Origin of the sequence: Halobaculum rarum, from assembly GCF_040025155.1 — an archaeon.
In the GTDB taxonomy this organism is placed as follows: domain Archaea; phylum Halobacteriota; class Halobacteria; order Halobacteriales; family Haloferacaceae; genus Halobaculum; species Halobaculum rarum.
In genome coordinates, this window is record NZ_CP157275.1 from 1790715 (window position 1) to 1804129 (window position 13415).

The 13415-nt window shown below is 68.6% G+C and carries 10 protein-coding genes; 4 read left to right on the forward strand and 6 right to left on the reverse strand.

What is annotated here, in order from left to right; translation table 11 throughout:
* Positions 1–11 precede the first annotated feature (11 nt).
* From ABJD39_RS09305 to arcS, 4 genes are all read left to right on the forward strand, one after another.
* Positions 12–590: an NUDIX hydrolase gene (locus tag ABJD39_RS09305; RefSeq protein ID WP_348607501.1), complete on the forward strand. Its 579-nt coding sequence runs from the start codon at positions 12–14 to the stop codon at positions 588–590.
* Positions 591–684: 94 nt separating this feature from the next.
* On the forward strand, positions 685–1518 hold the full coding sequence (locus tag ABJD39_RS09310) for a CPBP family intramembrane glutamic endopeptidase (RefSeq protein ID WP_348607504.1): 834 nt from the start codon (positions 685–687) through the stop codon (positions 1516–1518).
* 337 nt (positions 1519–1855) lie between these two features.
* On the forward strand, positions 1856–3415 hold the full coding sequence (gene tgtA, locus ABJD39_RS09315) for a tRNA guanosine(15) transglycosylase TgtA (RefSeq protein ID WP_348607506.1): 1560 nt from the start codon (positions 1856–1858) through the stop codon (positions 3413–3415).
* 24 nt (positions 3416–3439) lie between these two features.
* A complete protein-coding gene (gene arcS, locus ABJD39_RS09320) occupies positions 3440–5218 on the forward strand; it encodes an archaeosine synthase subunit alpha (protein WP_348607509.1) in 1779 nt (592 codons plus the stop codon).
* Between the two features lie 66 nt (positions 5219–5284).
* Here arcS and ABJD39_RS09325 read toward each other — a convergent pair whose 3' ends face one another.
* The 6 genes from ABJD39_RS09325 to ABJD39_RS09350 all read right to left on the reverse strand — a co-directional run bounded on the left by ABJD39_RS09325 (position 5285) and on the right by ABJD39_RS09350 (position 13384).
* Positions 5285–7468, reverse strand: a complete 2184-nt coding sequence (locus ABJD39_RS09325) for an ABC transporter ATP-binding protein (protein ID WP_348607512.1) — start codon at positions 7466–7468, stop codon at positions 5285–5287.
* The gene (locus tag ABJD39_RS09330; protein ID WP_348607515.1) at positions 7461–8369 is read right to left on the reverse strand and encodes an ABC transporter permease; all 909 of its coding nucleotides are present in this window, start codon (positions 8367–8369) and stop codon (positions 7461–7463) included. The genes ABJD39_RS09325 and ABJD39_RS09330 overlap by 8 nt, the downstream gene beginning before the upstream one ends.
* Positions 8369–9328, reverse strand: a complete 960-nt coding sequence (locus tag ABJD39_RS09335; protein WP_348607517.1) for an ABC transporter permease — start codon at positions 9326–9328, stop codon at positions 8369–8371. The genes ABJD39_RS09330 and ABJD39_RS09335 overlap by 1 nt, the downstream gene beginning before the upstream one ends.
* A 13-nt stretch (positions 9329–9341) precedes the next feature.
* On the reverse strand, positions 9342–11027 hold the full coding sequence (locus ABJD39_RS09340) for an ABC transporter substrate-binding protein (protein ID WP_348607520.1): 1686 nt from the start codon (positions 11025–11027) through the stop codon (positions 9342–9344).
* Between the two features lie 14 nt (positions 11028–11041).
* Positions 11042–11767, reverse strand: coding sequence for a DUF1028 domain-containing protein (locus tag ABJD39_RS09345; protein ID WP_348607522.1), 726 nt, complete (start codon positions 11765–11767; stop codon positions 11042–11044).
* A 195-nt stretch (positions 11768–11962) separates the two neighbouring features.
* Positions 11963–13384 carry an amidase gene (locus tag ABJD39_RS09350; RefSeq protein ID WP_348607525.1) on the reverse strand — a complete coding sequence of 474 codons (1422 nt, stop codon included), beginning with the start codon at positions 13382–13384 and terminating at the stop codon, positions 11963–11965.
* Between the last annotated feature and the right edge of the window lie 31 nt (positions 13385–13415).

Genomic DNA, 13415 nt, shown 5'->3' on the forward strand with positions numbered 1-13415 from the left:
ACACGAACGCAATGAGCAGCGACCCCGACGACGATCTCGCGTGGGAGACGCTCGACAGCGACATCGACTACTCGTGCCCCGGCTTCGACGTCCGACGCGACGACGTACGGCTCTCCGACGGCACCGAGACGGATTTCCACTACGTCGACGAGCCGCCGGCGGTGGTGATCCTTCCCTTGACTCCCGAGGGAGACGTAGTACTCGTCGAGGAGTGGCGCCAGGCCGTCGGGCGAGTGAACCGCGGACTCCCCGCCGGCGGCGTCGAGGACGATGACGCGGACCTCACGGCTGCCGCCCACCGGGAACTCCGCGAGGAGACCGGCTACGAGGCGGAGTCCGTCGAGAAACTCAACGCGGTCGAACCCGCGAACGGCTTCGCCAACTCCGTGCACCACTACTTCCTCGCGCGCGGGTGCACTCCCTCGGAGACGGCGGATCTCGACCTCGACTTCAACGAGAGTATTCGCCCGGCGACAGCCGACTACGCCCGTTTCCGCGACGCCGTGTTCGCCGGCAACGTCCGGGATGGCCGTGCTGTCATCGGCGTGTCGATGTACGAACACACCCACGACGGGCATGGCACGGAGTGACCGACGCGGGTGACCGATTCCGGGTGGCCACCCCGTCCCCGACGGGGCGCCGTCGCTGGGTCAGGTCTTTCACGGTGGCACCCGGACGTCCGGTATGGTCTCGCTCGGCCCGCTCCAGTCGCTGACCGCGTGGTTCCGGTCGCTGGACCCGCGGATACAGGCCCTCGTCGTCGCGCCCGCGATCGGCTTCTCCGGCATCGCCGCCGCGGGGGTCATCGTTCTCGTCGTGTTCATCGCGCTCGGCCTCGTCGGCTATCAGCCGTCGCCGCTGGTGCTCATCGGCCTGTCGCTCGTGCTCGTGCAGGGGATCTCCTTCGGCGGCGTCGCCTCGATCTATCTGATCCGAACGGGGCGATCGCCGCTGTCACTGTTTCGAGTTCCCACCCTCCGCGACGTTGCCGTCGCCGTCGGCGGATTCTTCGGGTCGTTGGCGATCCTGATCGCGGCGAGCACGCTCGTCCAGCAGGCCGGCGCACCGACCGCCGATAACGAGATCGCACAGTTCGGCGCCGAGAACCCCGAGGTGCTGCTGCTGCTCATTCCCGCGGCGTTCGTCTTCATCGGTCCCGGCGAGGAGATCTTGTTCCGCGGCGTCGTCCAGAGCCGACTCCGCGAGGCGTTCTCGCCGTGGGTCGCCATCCCGCTCGCGAGCGTCATCTTCGGCGCGGTCCACTACGTCGCGCTCACCGGCGCCGCGCCCGGTCGGATCGTCACGATCGGCATCCTCTCGACGCTGACGCTCGTGTTCGGCGCGACCTACGAGTACACCGACAACCTCGTCGTCCCGTCGTTCATCCACGGCGCCTACGACGCCGTGCTGTTCGCGGGACTGTACGTGGTGGTCGTGTACGGTCCCGAGGCGGGCTCCCCCAGCGAGACGGCGGCACTCGTCATTGGGGACGTGCTGGCGTTGCTTCCGGCGGTCTGACCCCCGGCGCTCCTTCCAGTTAGCGCCTCGAGCACCGCGTCCCTGTTCCCCGCTCGCCGCCAATCGGGCGAACGTTCTTCCGTGATCCCGGGTCCACTCCGGGCTACCAGTGCACTGACCTGCCACGGGGCGTGCCGCGACGTGACGACACGCCCGCCCCGTGGCCGCCGGTCCCGCCGCAGTCGCCGAGGACTGCGTCGGACCGGCCCGATCGCGTGTCGTCCGTTCGCCACAACCAGAACGCGGCGAGCGCCGCCACCGTCACCAGCGCCGCCAGCACCGTTGCGCCACGACCGCCGAGCGGAACCCTTACTCGCGCGCCACGGGAACCCCGGCCATGCGCGAGCACTTCGAGATCCGGGACCACGACGCCGCCGGCCGCATCGGGGAGCTGACCGTCCCCCGCGCCGGCGTCACCGTCGAGACTCCCGCCCTCCTCCCGGTGATCAACCCCAACATCGAGACGATCGATCCGAGTCGACTCCGCTCGGAGTTCGGCGCCGACATGCTCATCACCAACTCCTACATCATCCGCACGACCGACGACGTGCGCGAGCGAGCGCTGGAGGAGGGGCTCCACGACATGCTCGGCTTCGACGGGGCGATCATGACCGACTCCGGGAGCTTCCAGCTCGCCGAGTACGGCGAGATCGACACCACGACGACCGAGATCCTGGAGTTCCAGCGCGACATCGGCAGCGACGTGGGAACCCCGGTCGACATCCCCACCCCCCCGGACGCGAGCCGCGAGCAGGCCGAGTCCGACCTGGAGATCACTCGCCAGGCCCTGACCGACGCCGAGGCGGTCGACGTGGGCGACATGCTCGTGAACGCGCCCGTGCAGGGGAGTACGTATCCGGATCTCCGCGAGCGGGCGGGCCGCGAGGCCGCCGCCACTGACCTCGACGTGTTCCCGGTCGGCGCGGTCGTTCCGATGATGAACAGCTACCGCTACGACGACATGGTCGACGCCGTCGCCGCCGCGAAACGCGGGCTCGCGGAGGACTGCCCGGTCCACCTGTTCGGCGCGGGCCACCCGATGATGTTCGCCCTCGCGGTCGCGCTCGGCTGTGATCTGTTTGACTCGGCCGCCTACGCGCTGATGGCACGCGACGGGCGGTACCTCACCGTGTCCGGCACGGAGCAGTTGGACGACCTCGACTACCTCCCGTGTTCGTGCCCCATCTGCCACGAGCACACGCCCGACGAACTTCGGGCGGCCCAGGGTGAGGAGCAGGAGTCGCTGCTCGCCGAGCATAACCTCCACGTCACCTTCGAGGAACTGCGTCGCGTGAAGCAGGCGATCCGCGACGGCGACCTGCTGGAACTCGTCGAGAAGCGTGCCCGCGGCCACCCGGCGATGGCCGACGGCTACCGCGCGCTGCTGGAGCACGCCGACCAGCTGGAGCGCATCGACAGCGCCTCCAAGGGCACGTTCTTCGGCGTCTCCCACGAGTCCGCACGGCGGCCGGAGGTGCGCCGTCACCACGAGCGGCTCGCGCGCCTGTCGGTGCCCGACCGGCTGCTGTGTACGGAATACGGCACGCCCTCCGACCACGACTACGACGAAGTCTGGCGCGTCGTGCCGCCCTTCGGTCCGTTTCCCCGTGCGCTCTCGGAGACGTATCCGCTGACCGCCGAGGTGCCCGACCGGACCGACGCGGCCGCCGAGCGCGCCGCCGCCGAGGGGATCCGGGCGCTCGTCGCGGCGAATCCCGACACGGAGGTGACGCTCGCGCACGATGGCTGGGGCGCGGACGCGCTGGCGGTCGTTCCCGACTCGGTGACGCTGGAGGACCTGAACGCGGACGGGCATCGTGACCGCGACGACGGCAACGCCGTCGGTGACGACGCGGACGGGACTGTTCCTACCGAATCCCGAAGCGAAAGCCAATAACGCCCGCGCCGCACACCTCGGCCCATGACCGACTACTTCGAGGTCCACGAGCGGGACGGGGCCGCCCGACTCGGGGAACTCCGCCTCGACTCCCCGCTCACGACCCCGGCGCTCGCGGACGACGTGACCCGCGACGCCGGGTCGCTGTGGAACGCCGAGCGCGACGTTCCGGCGGGCGACGACGCCGCGCTCACGGTCCTCCCGCACCGTTCGTACCCCGCGGGCACCCGTGAGGAGGTCGTCGACGCGTTTGCTCCCGACTACGCCGAGTCGGCCGCCGCCGTCGACGGCCCGAGCGCCGCGGTGATAACCAGCGACGCGCCCGAGGCTGGCGGCGCCGCCGACGCCTCCGTGGACGCGTACATTCTCTCGAACGCGCAGGGCGTCGTCGGCCACGCCTCGGCGTTCGCCGACGCGGTGATCGACGTACGCGAGGCGGTACCCGCCGACACCGCGCTGTACCTGTCGGGCGTCGCCACGCCGCTGAACGTCGCGACGCTCGTCTACGCCGGCGTCGACCTCGTGGACGCGAAGCGGGCGCGGGTGAAGGGGTCGCAGGGGAAGTACCTCACCGACGAGGGCGAACGGTTCCTGGAGGATCTCGACGAACTGCCGTGTTCGTGTCCGGCGTGTCAGGTTCCGCGCGAGGAGTTCGACCGCGCCGCCTGCGAGAAGCACAACGTGAACGCCCTCGAAACGGAGCTGCGGCGCGTCCGCCGGCGCGTTCGGGAGGGTCGCCTCCGCGACTACGTCGAGGGGCAGGCCCGTCACGAACAGTGGCTCACCGCGGCGTTCCGCGAGTTGGACCAGCAGTACGGCTACGTGGAGGAGCGCGCCCCCGTCGCCCGCAACAACGAACTCGCGGCGGCGACGAGCGACACAATCCGCCGGCCGGAGATCCAGCGGTTCGCCCAGCGCGTGAGCGAACGGTACGTCAACCGATTCCGCAACCCGCTCGTCCTCGTCCCGTGTTCGGCGCGCAAGCCGTACTCCGAGAGCCAGAGCCACGGGCAGTTCCACGACGCCATCCAGTTTCGTGCGCACCTCGCGTCGATGACCTCGCCTATCGGCGTCGTTCCCCAAGAGTTGGAACTCACCTACCCCGCTCAGCACTACGACACCGTCGTGACGGGCCGGTGGTCCGAGGACGAGAAGGGGTTCGTCGCCGAGGTGCTCCGGCGCTATCTGGAGCGCAACGACTACCCGCGCGTCGTCGCCCACGTCCCCGAGGACGGCTACCGAGAGATCTGTGAGCGCGTCGAGGAGCAGGTCGACGTGCCCTTCGAGTACACCGTCGAGGACCACCCGACGACGACCGAGTCCATCGGGAACCTCATGGCCACGCTCGACGGCGAGCTGAAGTACACGAAGCGGGAGCGCCAGCACAACACCGTCCGCGCCATCGCCGACTACATGCTGGGCGACGGCGCCGGCGACGACCTCTTCGATGAGTTGAACACGCGCTCGCGGTACCCGAAGCTTCAGGTCCGTGACGACGACGAGGAACTGCTGGCGACGATGGTTCCCACCTACGGCGCGCTGGCGTTCACCCTCGCGGGCGCCCGCCGGTGGGTCGACAGCGACGCACCGACGAAGACCGTCGAGATCGACTCGTTCGTCCCGCAGGGGAGCGTCCTCGCGCCCGGTGTCGTCGACGCGGACGACGACATCCGCGTCGGCGACGAGGTGGTGATCGAGGGGCCGCGGGCGTTCGCCGTCGGCCGCGCGGAGATGCACGGCGCGGAGATGCGCTCCTCGACCCGGGGGATCGCGGTCGACGTACGCCACAGCGAGGAACGGTAAGCGTCGCCGGCGAGGAACAGTACGCGGACGCTTTGAGACCGCGCCCGCCGGACCGCGGCCGCCGGCTCAGATCTCTTCCCAGTCGACCCGGTCGCGGTACTCCTCGCGCAGCAGGTGGCATTTGATCCCGTGGCCGTCGCTCGCCTCGTGGACCGCCGGCTCCTCGCGTTCGCACACGTCGCCGATCTTGTGCGGGCACCGTGGATGGAACCGACAGCCCGACGGGACGTTCGACGGGTCGGGGACGTCGCCCTCGAGAACGATCCGGTCGTCGGCGTCGACGCGACCCGGGATCGCCGACAGGAGCGCCTCCGTGTACGGGTTGTACGGCGGCGCGAACACCTCCTCGGTCGTCCCCGTCTCGACTAGTTCACCGAGGTACATCACGGCGACGCGGTCGCAGATGTGCTCGATCACCGAGAGGTTGTGGCTGATGAACAGGTACGACAGTCCCAGGTCCTCCTGCAGGTCGGACAGGAGGTTGAGGATCTGCGCCTGGATCGAGACGTCGAGGCCCGACACCGGCTCGTCGAGGACGATCAGCTCGGGGTTGACCGCCAGCGCCCGCGCGATCGCGACGCGCTGTTGTTGCCCGCCCGAGAGGTCGCCCGGCTTTCGCTCCAGGTGCCGCTCGTCGAGACCGACCTCGGTGACCAGCTCGCGCGCGCGTTCGCGCCGCTCGTCGCCGTCCGCGAGGCCGTGGAGCTTCATCGGGCGTCGGAGGATCTGCCCGACCGTTCGTCGGGGGTTGAGGCTCGACTGCGGGTTCTGAAACACCACCTGCAGGTCGCGGCGAACCTCCCGGAGTTCAGACTTCGAGGCGGCCGTGATGTCGCGTCCCTGATAGACGACGGTCCCCTCGGTCGGCTCGAGGAGCCGGAGAATGGCCCGCGCGGCCGTGGACTTGCCACAGCCGGACTCACCCACAAGTCCCAGTGTCTCCCCGGCGCCGATCTCGAGATCGATCCCGTCGACGGCACGGACGGTCTCGCCGCGCCCGAGGAGGTCGTCGATAACGTTCCCCGTCTCGAAGTGTTTCTTCAGCCCGGTCGCCGAGAGGACAGGTCCGTCATCGCGTCCCCCGACGCCGTCCGCGTCGGGGACGCCCGGGGTCGCGCCGTCGGTCGCCGTGGCACGCCAGGAGAGCGTCCGCGGTTCGTGGTCGTAGGTGTACTCCATGTCGTCGATCTCCTCGTGGCGGTAGCACGCGACCTCCCGGGTCTCCCCGTCGACGACGATCGTCTCGATGTCCGGGTGGGCGGTCCGGCAGTCCTCGGTCGCGCCGGGACACCGGTCGGCGTACTTACAGCCGCGAAAGCCGCCGCCCGTGAGGTCCGGCATCGACCCCTCGATGACCCGGAGCCGGTCCGGTTCGGCGGTGTCATCGCCGACCGCGTCGGCGTCGAGGCCGGGGTTGCTCGCCAGCAGCCCCTTCGTGTACGGGTGGTGCGGTTCGGCGAACATCGACTCGACTTGGCCCGACTCGACGACGCTCCCGCCGTACATCACGAGCACGCGGTCACACACCTCGCGGACGACGCCGAGGTCGTGGGTGATGAACAGTACGCTCATGCCGAACTCGTCGCGGAGTTCGACCAGCAGGTCCAGGATCTGTGCCTGGATCGTCACGTCGAGGGCGGTCGTCGGCTCGTCCGCGACGAGCAGGTCCGGCTCGCTCGCGATCGCGATCCCGAAGACGATCCGCTGTTTCTGCCCGCCGGAGAACTGGTGGGGGTACTCGTCGTACCGGGCGGTCGCGTTCGGGATCCCGACGCGCTCCATGATCTCGACCGACCGCTGCTTGACCGCATCGCCGGACATCGAGGGATCGTTGCTCCGGACCGCCTCGGCGACCTGCTTGCCGACGGTCATCGTGGGATTCAGCGTGCCCGTCGGGTCCTGAAACACCATGCTGGCGTCCGTGCCGCGGAACTCGCGGAGTTCGGCCTCGCTCATCGAGAGCACGTCCCGGCCGTCGAAGTCGGCGGTTCCGCCGACGATCTCTCCCGGGGAGTCGATGAGCCGGAGGATCGATTCGGCGGTCGCGCTCTTGCCCGCGCCGGACTCGCCGACGAGGCCGACTATCTCGCCTTGGTCGAGGTGGAGATCGACCCCGTCGACGGCCCGGACCGTCCCCTCCTCCGTCCGGAACACCGTCTCCAGTCCCCGGACGGTGAGCAGGCGGTCGTCGGCGGTGGTCGCGGTCGTGTTCGGTTCTGCGTCCGTCGGCGGTGTAGATTGACTACTCATCGGTGACTCCGAATTCGGTGCTCGCGTCCGGATCCAGGATGTCGCGGATGCCGTCCCCGAAGAGGTTGAACCCGAGAACGGTCACGGCGATGCCGAGTCCCGGGAAGATCGCCATCCACGGCGCCTGCGTGAGGTACTGCTTCGCCTGCTGGAGCATCAGCCCCCACGACGGCGTCGGGGGCTGGGCGCCCAGGCCGAGGAACGACAGTCCCGCGGCCGCCAGAATGGCGAAGGAGATACTGATGCTCGCCTGGACGATGATCGGTGCGGCCGCGTTGGGCAACACCTCCCTGAAGAGGACGTACGAGTCCCGCTCGCCCAGCGCACGGGCGGCCTCGACGAACTCCTCTTGGGAGACGGAGATCGCCTCCGATCTTGTCACCCGCGCGAAGTACGGAATGTACACGAGTCCGAGCGCGAGGATCGCGTTGTTGAGCGTCGGCCCGATCACCGCCGTGATCGTCATCGCGACGAGGATCGGCGGGAAACTCATCAACACGTCCATCGTCCGCATGACCGCGTCGTCGACCGCGCCGCCGGCGTAGCCGGCCAACCCGCCCAGCGGGACGCCGAACGCCGAGGCGATCGCGACGCTCGACAGCCCCACGTAGAGGCTGATGCGCACCCCCAGCAGTGTCCGGGAGAACATGTCACGACCGAAGTTGTCGGTCCCGAACGGATGCTCCGCGCTCGGGGAGGCAAAGCGGTCTTGGATGTTTATCTGGTTGGCTGCCTCTTCGGAGATCAGCATCGGGGAGGCGATCGCCAGCACGACCAGCGCGATGATGAGGCCGAGGCCCACGACGGCCTTCGTGTTGTGCCGGATGCTCCGGGCGAGCCTGTAGAGCCGCTCGCGCTGGTATTCGTCGACGAACCGGGCGGTTCCGGTCTCGGCGGCCATCAGCCCTCACCTCCGGCGATGACGCGCGGGTCGATGACCGCGTACAGGAGGTCGACCACGAGGTTGCTGGTCATGAACACGACCGCGATGGTGAGCACGGACCCCTGGATCAACGGCGCGTCGCGGTTGAGCAGGGCGTTGAACGCGAGCCGGCCGAGCCCGGGGTACGCGAACAGCTGCTCGATGATGATGATCCCGCCGAACAGGAAGCCCAGCTGGAAGCCGATCACGGTCAACACCGGGAGGAACGCGTTCCGGAGCGCATGCCGGAGGACGATCCGGCGGCTCGTCAGCCCCTTCATGCGCGCGAGGTCGATGTACCCCGAGCGGAGTTCCTCGATGAGCGACGAGCGGGTCATCCGTGTGATGTGGGCCATCAGGCTGAATCCGAGCGCACCCGCCGGCAGGAGAACGTGTGCGAACGCCCCCGTGAGGTCCTCCGTCGGACTCACGTACCCGGAGGGTGGCAACAGCGAGGCGTACCGCGCGATCAGGAGGATGAGCAGCATCCCCCAGAAGAAGTTCGGCAGGCTGATCCCGGTGAACGCGGCGACGCTCGTCAGGAAGTCCTTCCAGGTGTTCTGCTCGACGGCGGCGACGATCCCCATCGGGATGGCGACGATGACCGCGATGGTCAACGCCGTGAACGCGAGGAACGCGCTCGCCGGGAACCGCTGGGCGATGAGCGTCGCGACGGGGTCGCCGAACCGAAGTGACCGACCCAGGTCGCCCTGGAGGACCCCGACGATCCAGTCGAGGTACCTGATGTACACGGGTTGGTTAAGTCCGAGTTGTTGTCGGAGCACCTCCACCTGCTCCTGGCTGCCGCTGGTCCCCAGGATCATCACCGCCACGTCGCCCGGCAGGACGTTCACGAGGGCGAACGTGATGACAGAGGCGCCGAACAGCGTCCCGACGAGGAAGACGAGTCGCCGGGCCGCATAGCGTGTCAGGCTCATGTGGCGGTTCGGCTCACTCCTGATCTATCCACACCCGGCCGAAGCCGAGCTCGCTGTTGTTCGGCGAGAGCGCCGTGTCAAGCCCGTTGACGCGATCTTTCGCGGCCAGCGTCCCGTCGCGGAACCACAGCATCACGTCCGGGACGTCCTCGTGGATGATGGACTGCGCCTCCTGGTACAGCGGGATCGCCTCCTCGCGACCCGAGGCCTGGGCGGCGTCGGCGACGGCCTGGTCGTACTCGTCGCTGGCGTAGCCGCGGAAGTTGAACGAGCCGTCGCTGGTCCACATCGATGTGTACAGGTACGCCGGCTCCCAGAAGGTGAAGAAGTTCACCATCGAGAGCGTGAAGTCCCCGTTCGCGAACACCTGCGAGAGCCAGTCGCTCCACTGGAGCTGCTGGATCTCGACGTTCAGTCCCGCCTGCTGGAAGAACTGCTGCATCAGCGTCGCGGCGTCGACGTGCCACGGGTAGTTCGTGGTCACCTTGAACGTGAGGTCGAACTCGTCGACGTCGTACTGCGACTGCTCGAACAGCTCGGCCGCCCGGTCGAAGTCCTGCTCGCGCGGCGAGAGGTCGTTGTTGCGGAAGGCGCTGTTCGGGAAGCTCGGGCTCGCGGTCGGCTCGCCGTTGCCGAACAGGGCGCCCTCGACGAGCGCCTGCTTGTCGATACAGAAGTCGACGGCCTTCCGGAAGTCCGGGTCGTCGAACGGCGGCTCCGTGTTGTTCATGTTGAGGAACGCCCACGACAGCGGCGACCACGTCCGCGTTTTGAGGTCGTCGCTGTCGTTCCCGACGACGCTGTTGATGTCGTCCAGCGGGATGTCGTTGATGAGATCGTAGCTCCCCTCCTGGATCCCCGTGAGTCGGCTATCGGGGTCGGTGACGGTCCGCTCCTCGACGGCGTCGAGGTACGGTCCCTCGCCCCAGTAGTCGTCGAACGCCTCCAGCTCGGCTCGATTCCCCTGCTGGCGCATGACGAACTGGAACGGGCCGGTGCCGACGGGCTCGTCGCCCAACTGGTCGCCCGAGCCAGCCGGGACGATGGACGTCCCCGTGAACGCGAGCTGCCGCAGGAAGGGCTGGTACCGCTCGGACTGGTTGACGACGACGGTGTAGTCGTCCTCGACCTCGACCGAGTCGGTCGACCCGAAGACGAACTGCATGATCGCGCCCGTCTCGGAGTCGGCGATGCGGTCGTAGCTGTACTTCACGTCCTCGGCGGTGAGTTCCGTCCCGTCGTGGAACGTCACGTCCTCCCGGAGCGTGAACGTGTACGTCATGAGGTCGTCGCTGACCTCCCAGTCGGTGGCGAGCCCGGGACTGGCGACGTCCGGGTCGGTGGACAGCTCCAGCTCCCTCGTCAGCCCGACGAGCGGGTCGTACACGCTGTTGAGGAAGCGGCCGGTGCTGGCGGTCGCCGTCTGGTGAATGTCGAGATTCTGCGTCACCTCGCTGTGGCCCCAGACGAGCGTGCCGCCCTCCTGGATCTCGCCGGGGTCCTCGGTGGTCGTCTCCCCGCCGCCCCCGTCGCCCCCGTCGCCGCCGCCGTCAGAGGCGTCGGTCGGTTCCTCGGTGTCGTCGCCGCCGCCGGCGCAGCCGGCCATCGCGGTCATGCCGCCGGCGCCCGCGAGGCCGGTTGCCTTCAGGAAGCGGCGGCGGTCGACGTCTGTCGGATCGAATTGGTTGTCGTTGGTCATGTGTTTGGGTTTCGTTAGTACTTCAGTCCGAAGTCGAGTATCTCGTCGGGGTACTCCCCGAGCATCTCGTCAGTCGACGCGGGCAGGTCCGTCTCCGTCTGCTTGCCCAGCTCGAACGCCTCGCGGAGGTCCTCGACCGGATTCTCCGAGTTGTCGATACGGAGGTTGTGGTACAGTTTGGGGTCGGGCGAGTGGACGAGCAGCGCCGCGCTGATCTTCCCACGTTTGTCGCCGCCGGCGCCCTGACCGGCTTCGAGGGCGGTCATGAGGCGCTCAGCGAGTTCCCCCTCAGTCTCCTGGAACGTCTCGCTGATGTCCTCGATCACGTCGCCGTTCGCGAGCATGTTGCCCGCGACGGTGTGGTCGTCCCGTTCGAGGTGGCCGTTCCAGTCGACGCAGTCGTCGCCGCTGAAGGCGAACGTGCGGCTGTCGCCGTCGATGCCGTGGAGCTGCCGATAGCTGGCGTGCTCGTCGTCCCCGAGCAGCGCCTCACACGCCGTCGGCACGCTCACGCCGCGGTCGGCGAGGTCGACGGCGTTGGCACCGTGAGACACCTTGACGAACGACTGGGTCGCCACGGCGGCGTTCTCGCTGACGAACGGACACAGCGCTCCGACGCCCACGAGCGCGGTGCTGACGGCGACGCCGAACTCCTCGGCGTCGGGATCGTGTGCGGCGATCGAGAACGTTCCCGGGACGAACCCCCCGGTTCGGTGCTCTTCCTTGCTACTCTTTTTCATGGGTCGTCACACCTTGTCAAGGATATCCGAGGAGGATAAGCTATGGGGTCCGGAACTATATTTCCGGATCTATTCCGGATCCTTGAATTAGTACGCGGATCGTCTCTCGATCGTTCGGTTATTTTGTAGCGCGGACCAAATATATTCGGCCCGTTGTTCAAATACTCTCCCGGTTCGTTTGGGGCCGCCCCGTCGCTATTCGAGCGCGGACCCGAGTCGCGCGAGCGTCGGCTCGTCGAACCAGTCGGCGACGAGCTGTAGTCCGATCGGCCGGTCGTCAACCGTCCTCGTCGGGACCGACACGGCGGGGTTCCCGGTGAGGTTGAACGGACTCGTGTTCGTGATCGTGCCGATCACGTCGTCGGTCGTCGTCACTTCGCCGAAGTCCGGCGCGGTCGTCGGGGTGGTCGGGAGCGCCAGCGCGTCCACGTCGTCGAAGCGTCGGTCGACCGCCGCGGTGAACCGCTCGCGGACGTTCTGCGCGCCGACGTACGCGCGTCCCTCGGTCGCCTCGTACAGCGCCTCGAAGGTGACGGCGCTGTCGACGACGCCGTCCCCCAGCCCGTCCCAGTCGATGTCGGCCGCCGCCGCCCGCCACGGGTCGGCGTAGCCGGTGCCGCTGGCGCGGACGAGTCCCCGATTCGCGAGCAGCGAGACGAACTCTGTGTTCGCGATCACGACGACGGCGGAGGCCATCTCGTCGAACCGCGGGAGCGACACCTCGGTCGCCTCGACGCCCGCGGCCTCGAGGTCCGCCACGGTGTCCTCTATCGCTTGCCGGACCCCCGGATCGGCCCCCTCCATCGCCTCCCGAACGACGCCGACAGTCGTCCCGTCGACGGGCTCGCCGACCGCCGCGTGCGTGTTCGCGGTCGGCCGGGCGGCACGAGAGGAGAGGTCGCGACGGTCCGGCCCCGCGATGGCGTCGTACACGCGGAAGGCCGTCGAGACCGACGACGACAGCGGGCCGACGTGGTCCAGCGAGGGCGCGAGGTCGCCGAACCCGAACCGAGGGACGCTCCGGTGCGTCGGTTTGAGCCCGACGACGCCGCAGTAGGAAGCGGGGATCCGGACGCTGCCGCCCGTGTCGCTCCCCAGTGCCGCGTCGACTAGGTCGGCGGCGACGGCCGCCCCGCTCCCGCTCGAGGAGCCGCCGGGGACGCCGTCGTCGGTCGCCGGGTTCCGGGTCGGTCCGTGCGCACAGGTCTCGCCGGTCGTCGTCAGCGCGAACTCGTCCATGTTGGTGGTGCCGAGGAGCCGTGCGCCCGCCGTCTCGAGTCGCTCGACGACGGTCGCGTCGTACTGCGGGACGAAGTCGACGCCGGCGGACCCGCAGGTCATCGGCACCCCCGAAACGGCCATGTTGTCCTTTACCGCGACACGGAGCCCGTCCAGCGGCCCGTCGCCGCTCTGTTCCTCCACCCGGTAGCGGAAGGCGTTGTACTCGTCGTCACCCGGCGCGTACTCGCGGGGATCGCGTTCGTCCGTCGACGGCTCGAACGCGCCCGCCATCGCGGCGGCGTCGGTCGCGTCGGCGGCGTACCGCTCGATATCGCTCGGATCGAGCGCGACGCCGAGGCGTTCGGACGCGGTTTCGACGTGGTGTTCGCTTACCATGTGGTATGTGGCCATGTGTATCTCCGTATAT

Excerpts from the sequence above, each read along its gene's own strand:
- ABJD39_RS09345 (WP_348607522.1), bottom strand. The coding sequence starts at position 11,767 with ATGAAAAAGAGTAGCAAGGAAGAGCACCGAACCGGGGGGTTCGTCCCG.
- ABJD39_RS09350 (WP_348607525.1), bottom strand. The coding sequence starts at position 13,384 with ATGGTAAGCGAACACCACGTCGAAACCGCGTCCGAACGCCTCGGCGTC.
- ABJD39_RS09330 (WP_348607515.1), bottom strand. The coding sequence starts at position 8,369 with ATGGCCGCCGAGACCGGAACCGCCCGGTTCGTCGACGAATACCAGCGC.
- ABJD39_RS09305 (WP_348607501.1), top strand. The coding sequence starts at position 12 with ATGAGCAGCGACCCCGACGACGATCTCGCGTGGGAGACGCTCGACAGC.
- tgtA (WP_348607506.1), top strand. The coding sequence starts at position 1,856 with ATGCGCGAGCACTTCGAGATCCGGGACCACGACGCCGCCGGCCGCATC.
- ABJD39_RS09310 (WP_348607504.1), top strand. The coding sequence starts at position 685 with ATGGTCTCGCTCGGCCCGCTCCAGTCGCTGACCGCGTGGTTCCGGTCG.
- ABJD39_RS09325 (WP_348607512.1), bottom strand. The coding sequence starts at position 7,468 with ATGAGTAGTCAATCTACACCGCCGACGGACGCAGAACCGAACACGACC.
- ABJD39_RS09340 (WP_348607520.1), bottom strand. The coding sequence starts at position 11,027 with ATGACCAACGACAACCAATTCGATCCGACAGACGTCGACCGCCGCCGC.
- arcS (WP_348607509.1), top strand. The coding sequence starts at position 3,440 with ATGACCGACTACTTCGAGGTCCACGAGCGGGACGGGGCCGCCCGACTC.
- ABJD39_RS09335 (WP_348607517.1), bottom strand. The coding sequence starts at position 9,328 with ATGAGCCTGACACGCTATGCGGCCCGGCGACTCGTCTTCCTCGTCGGG.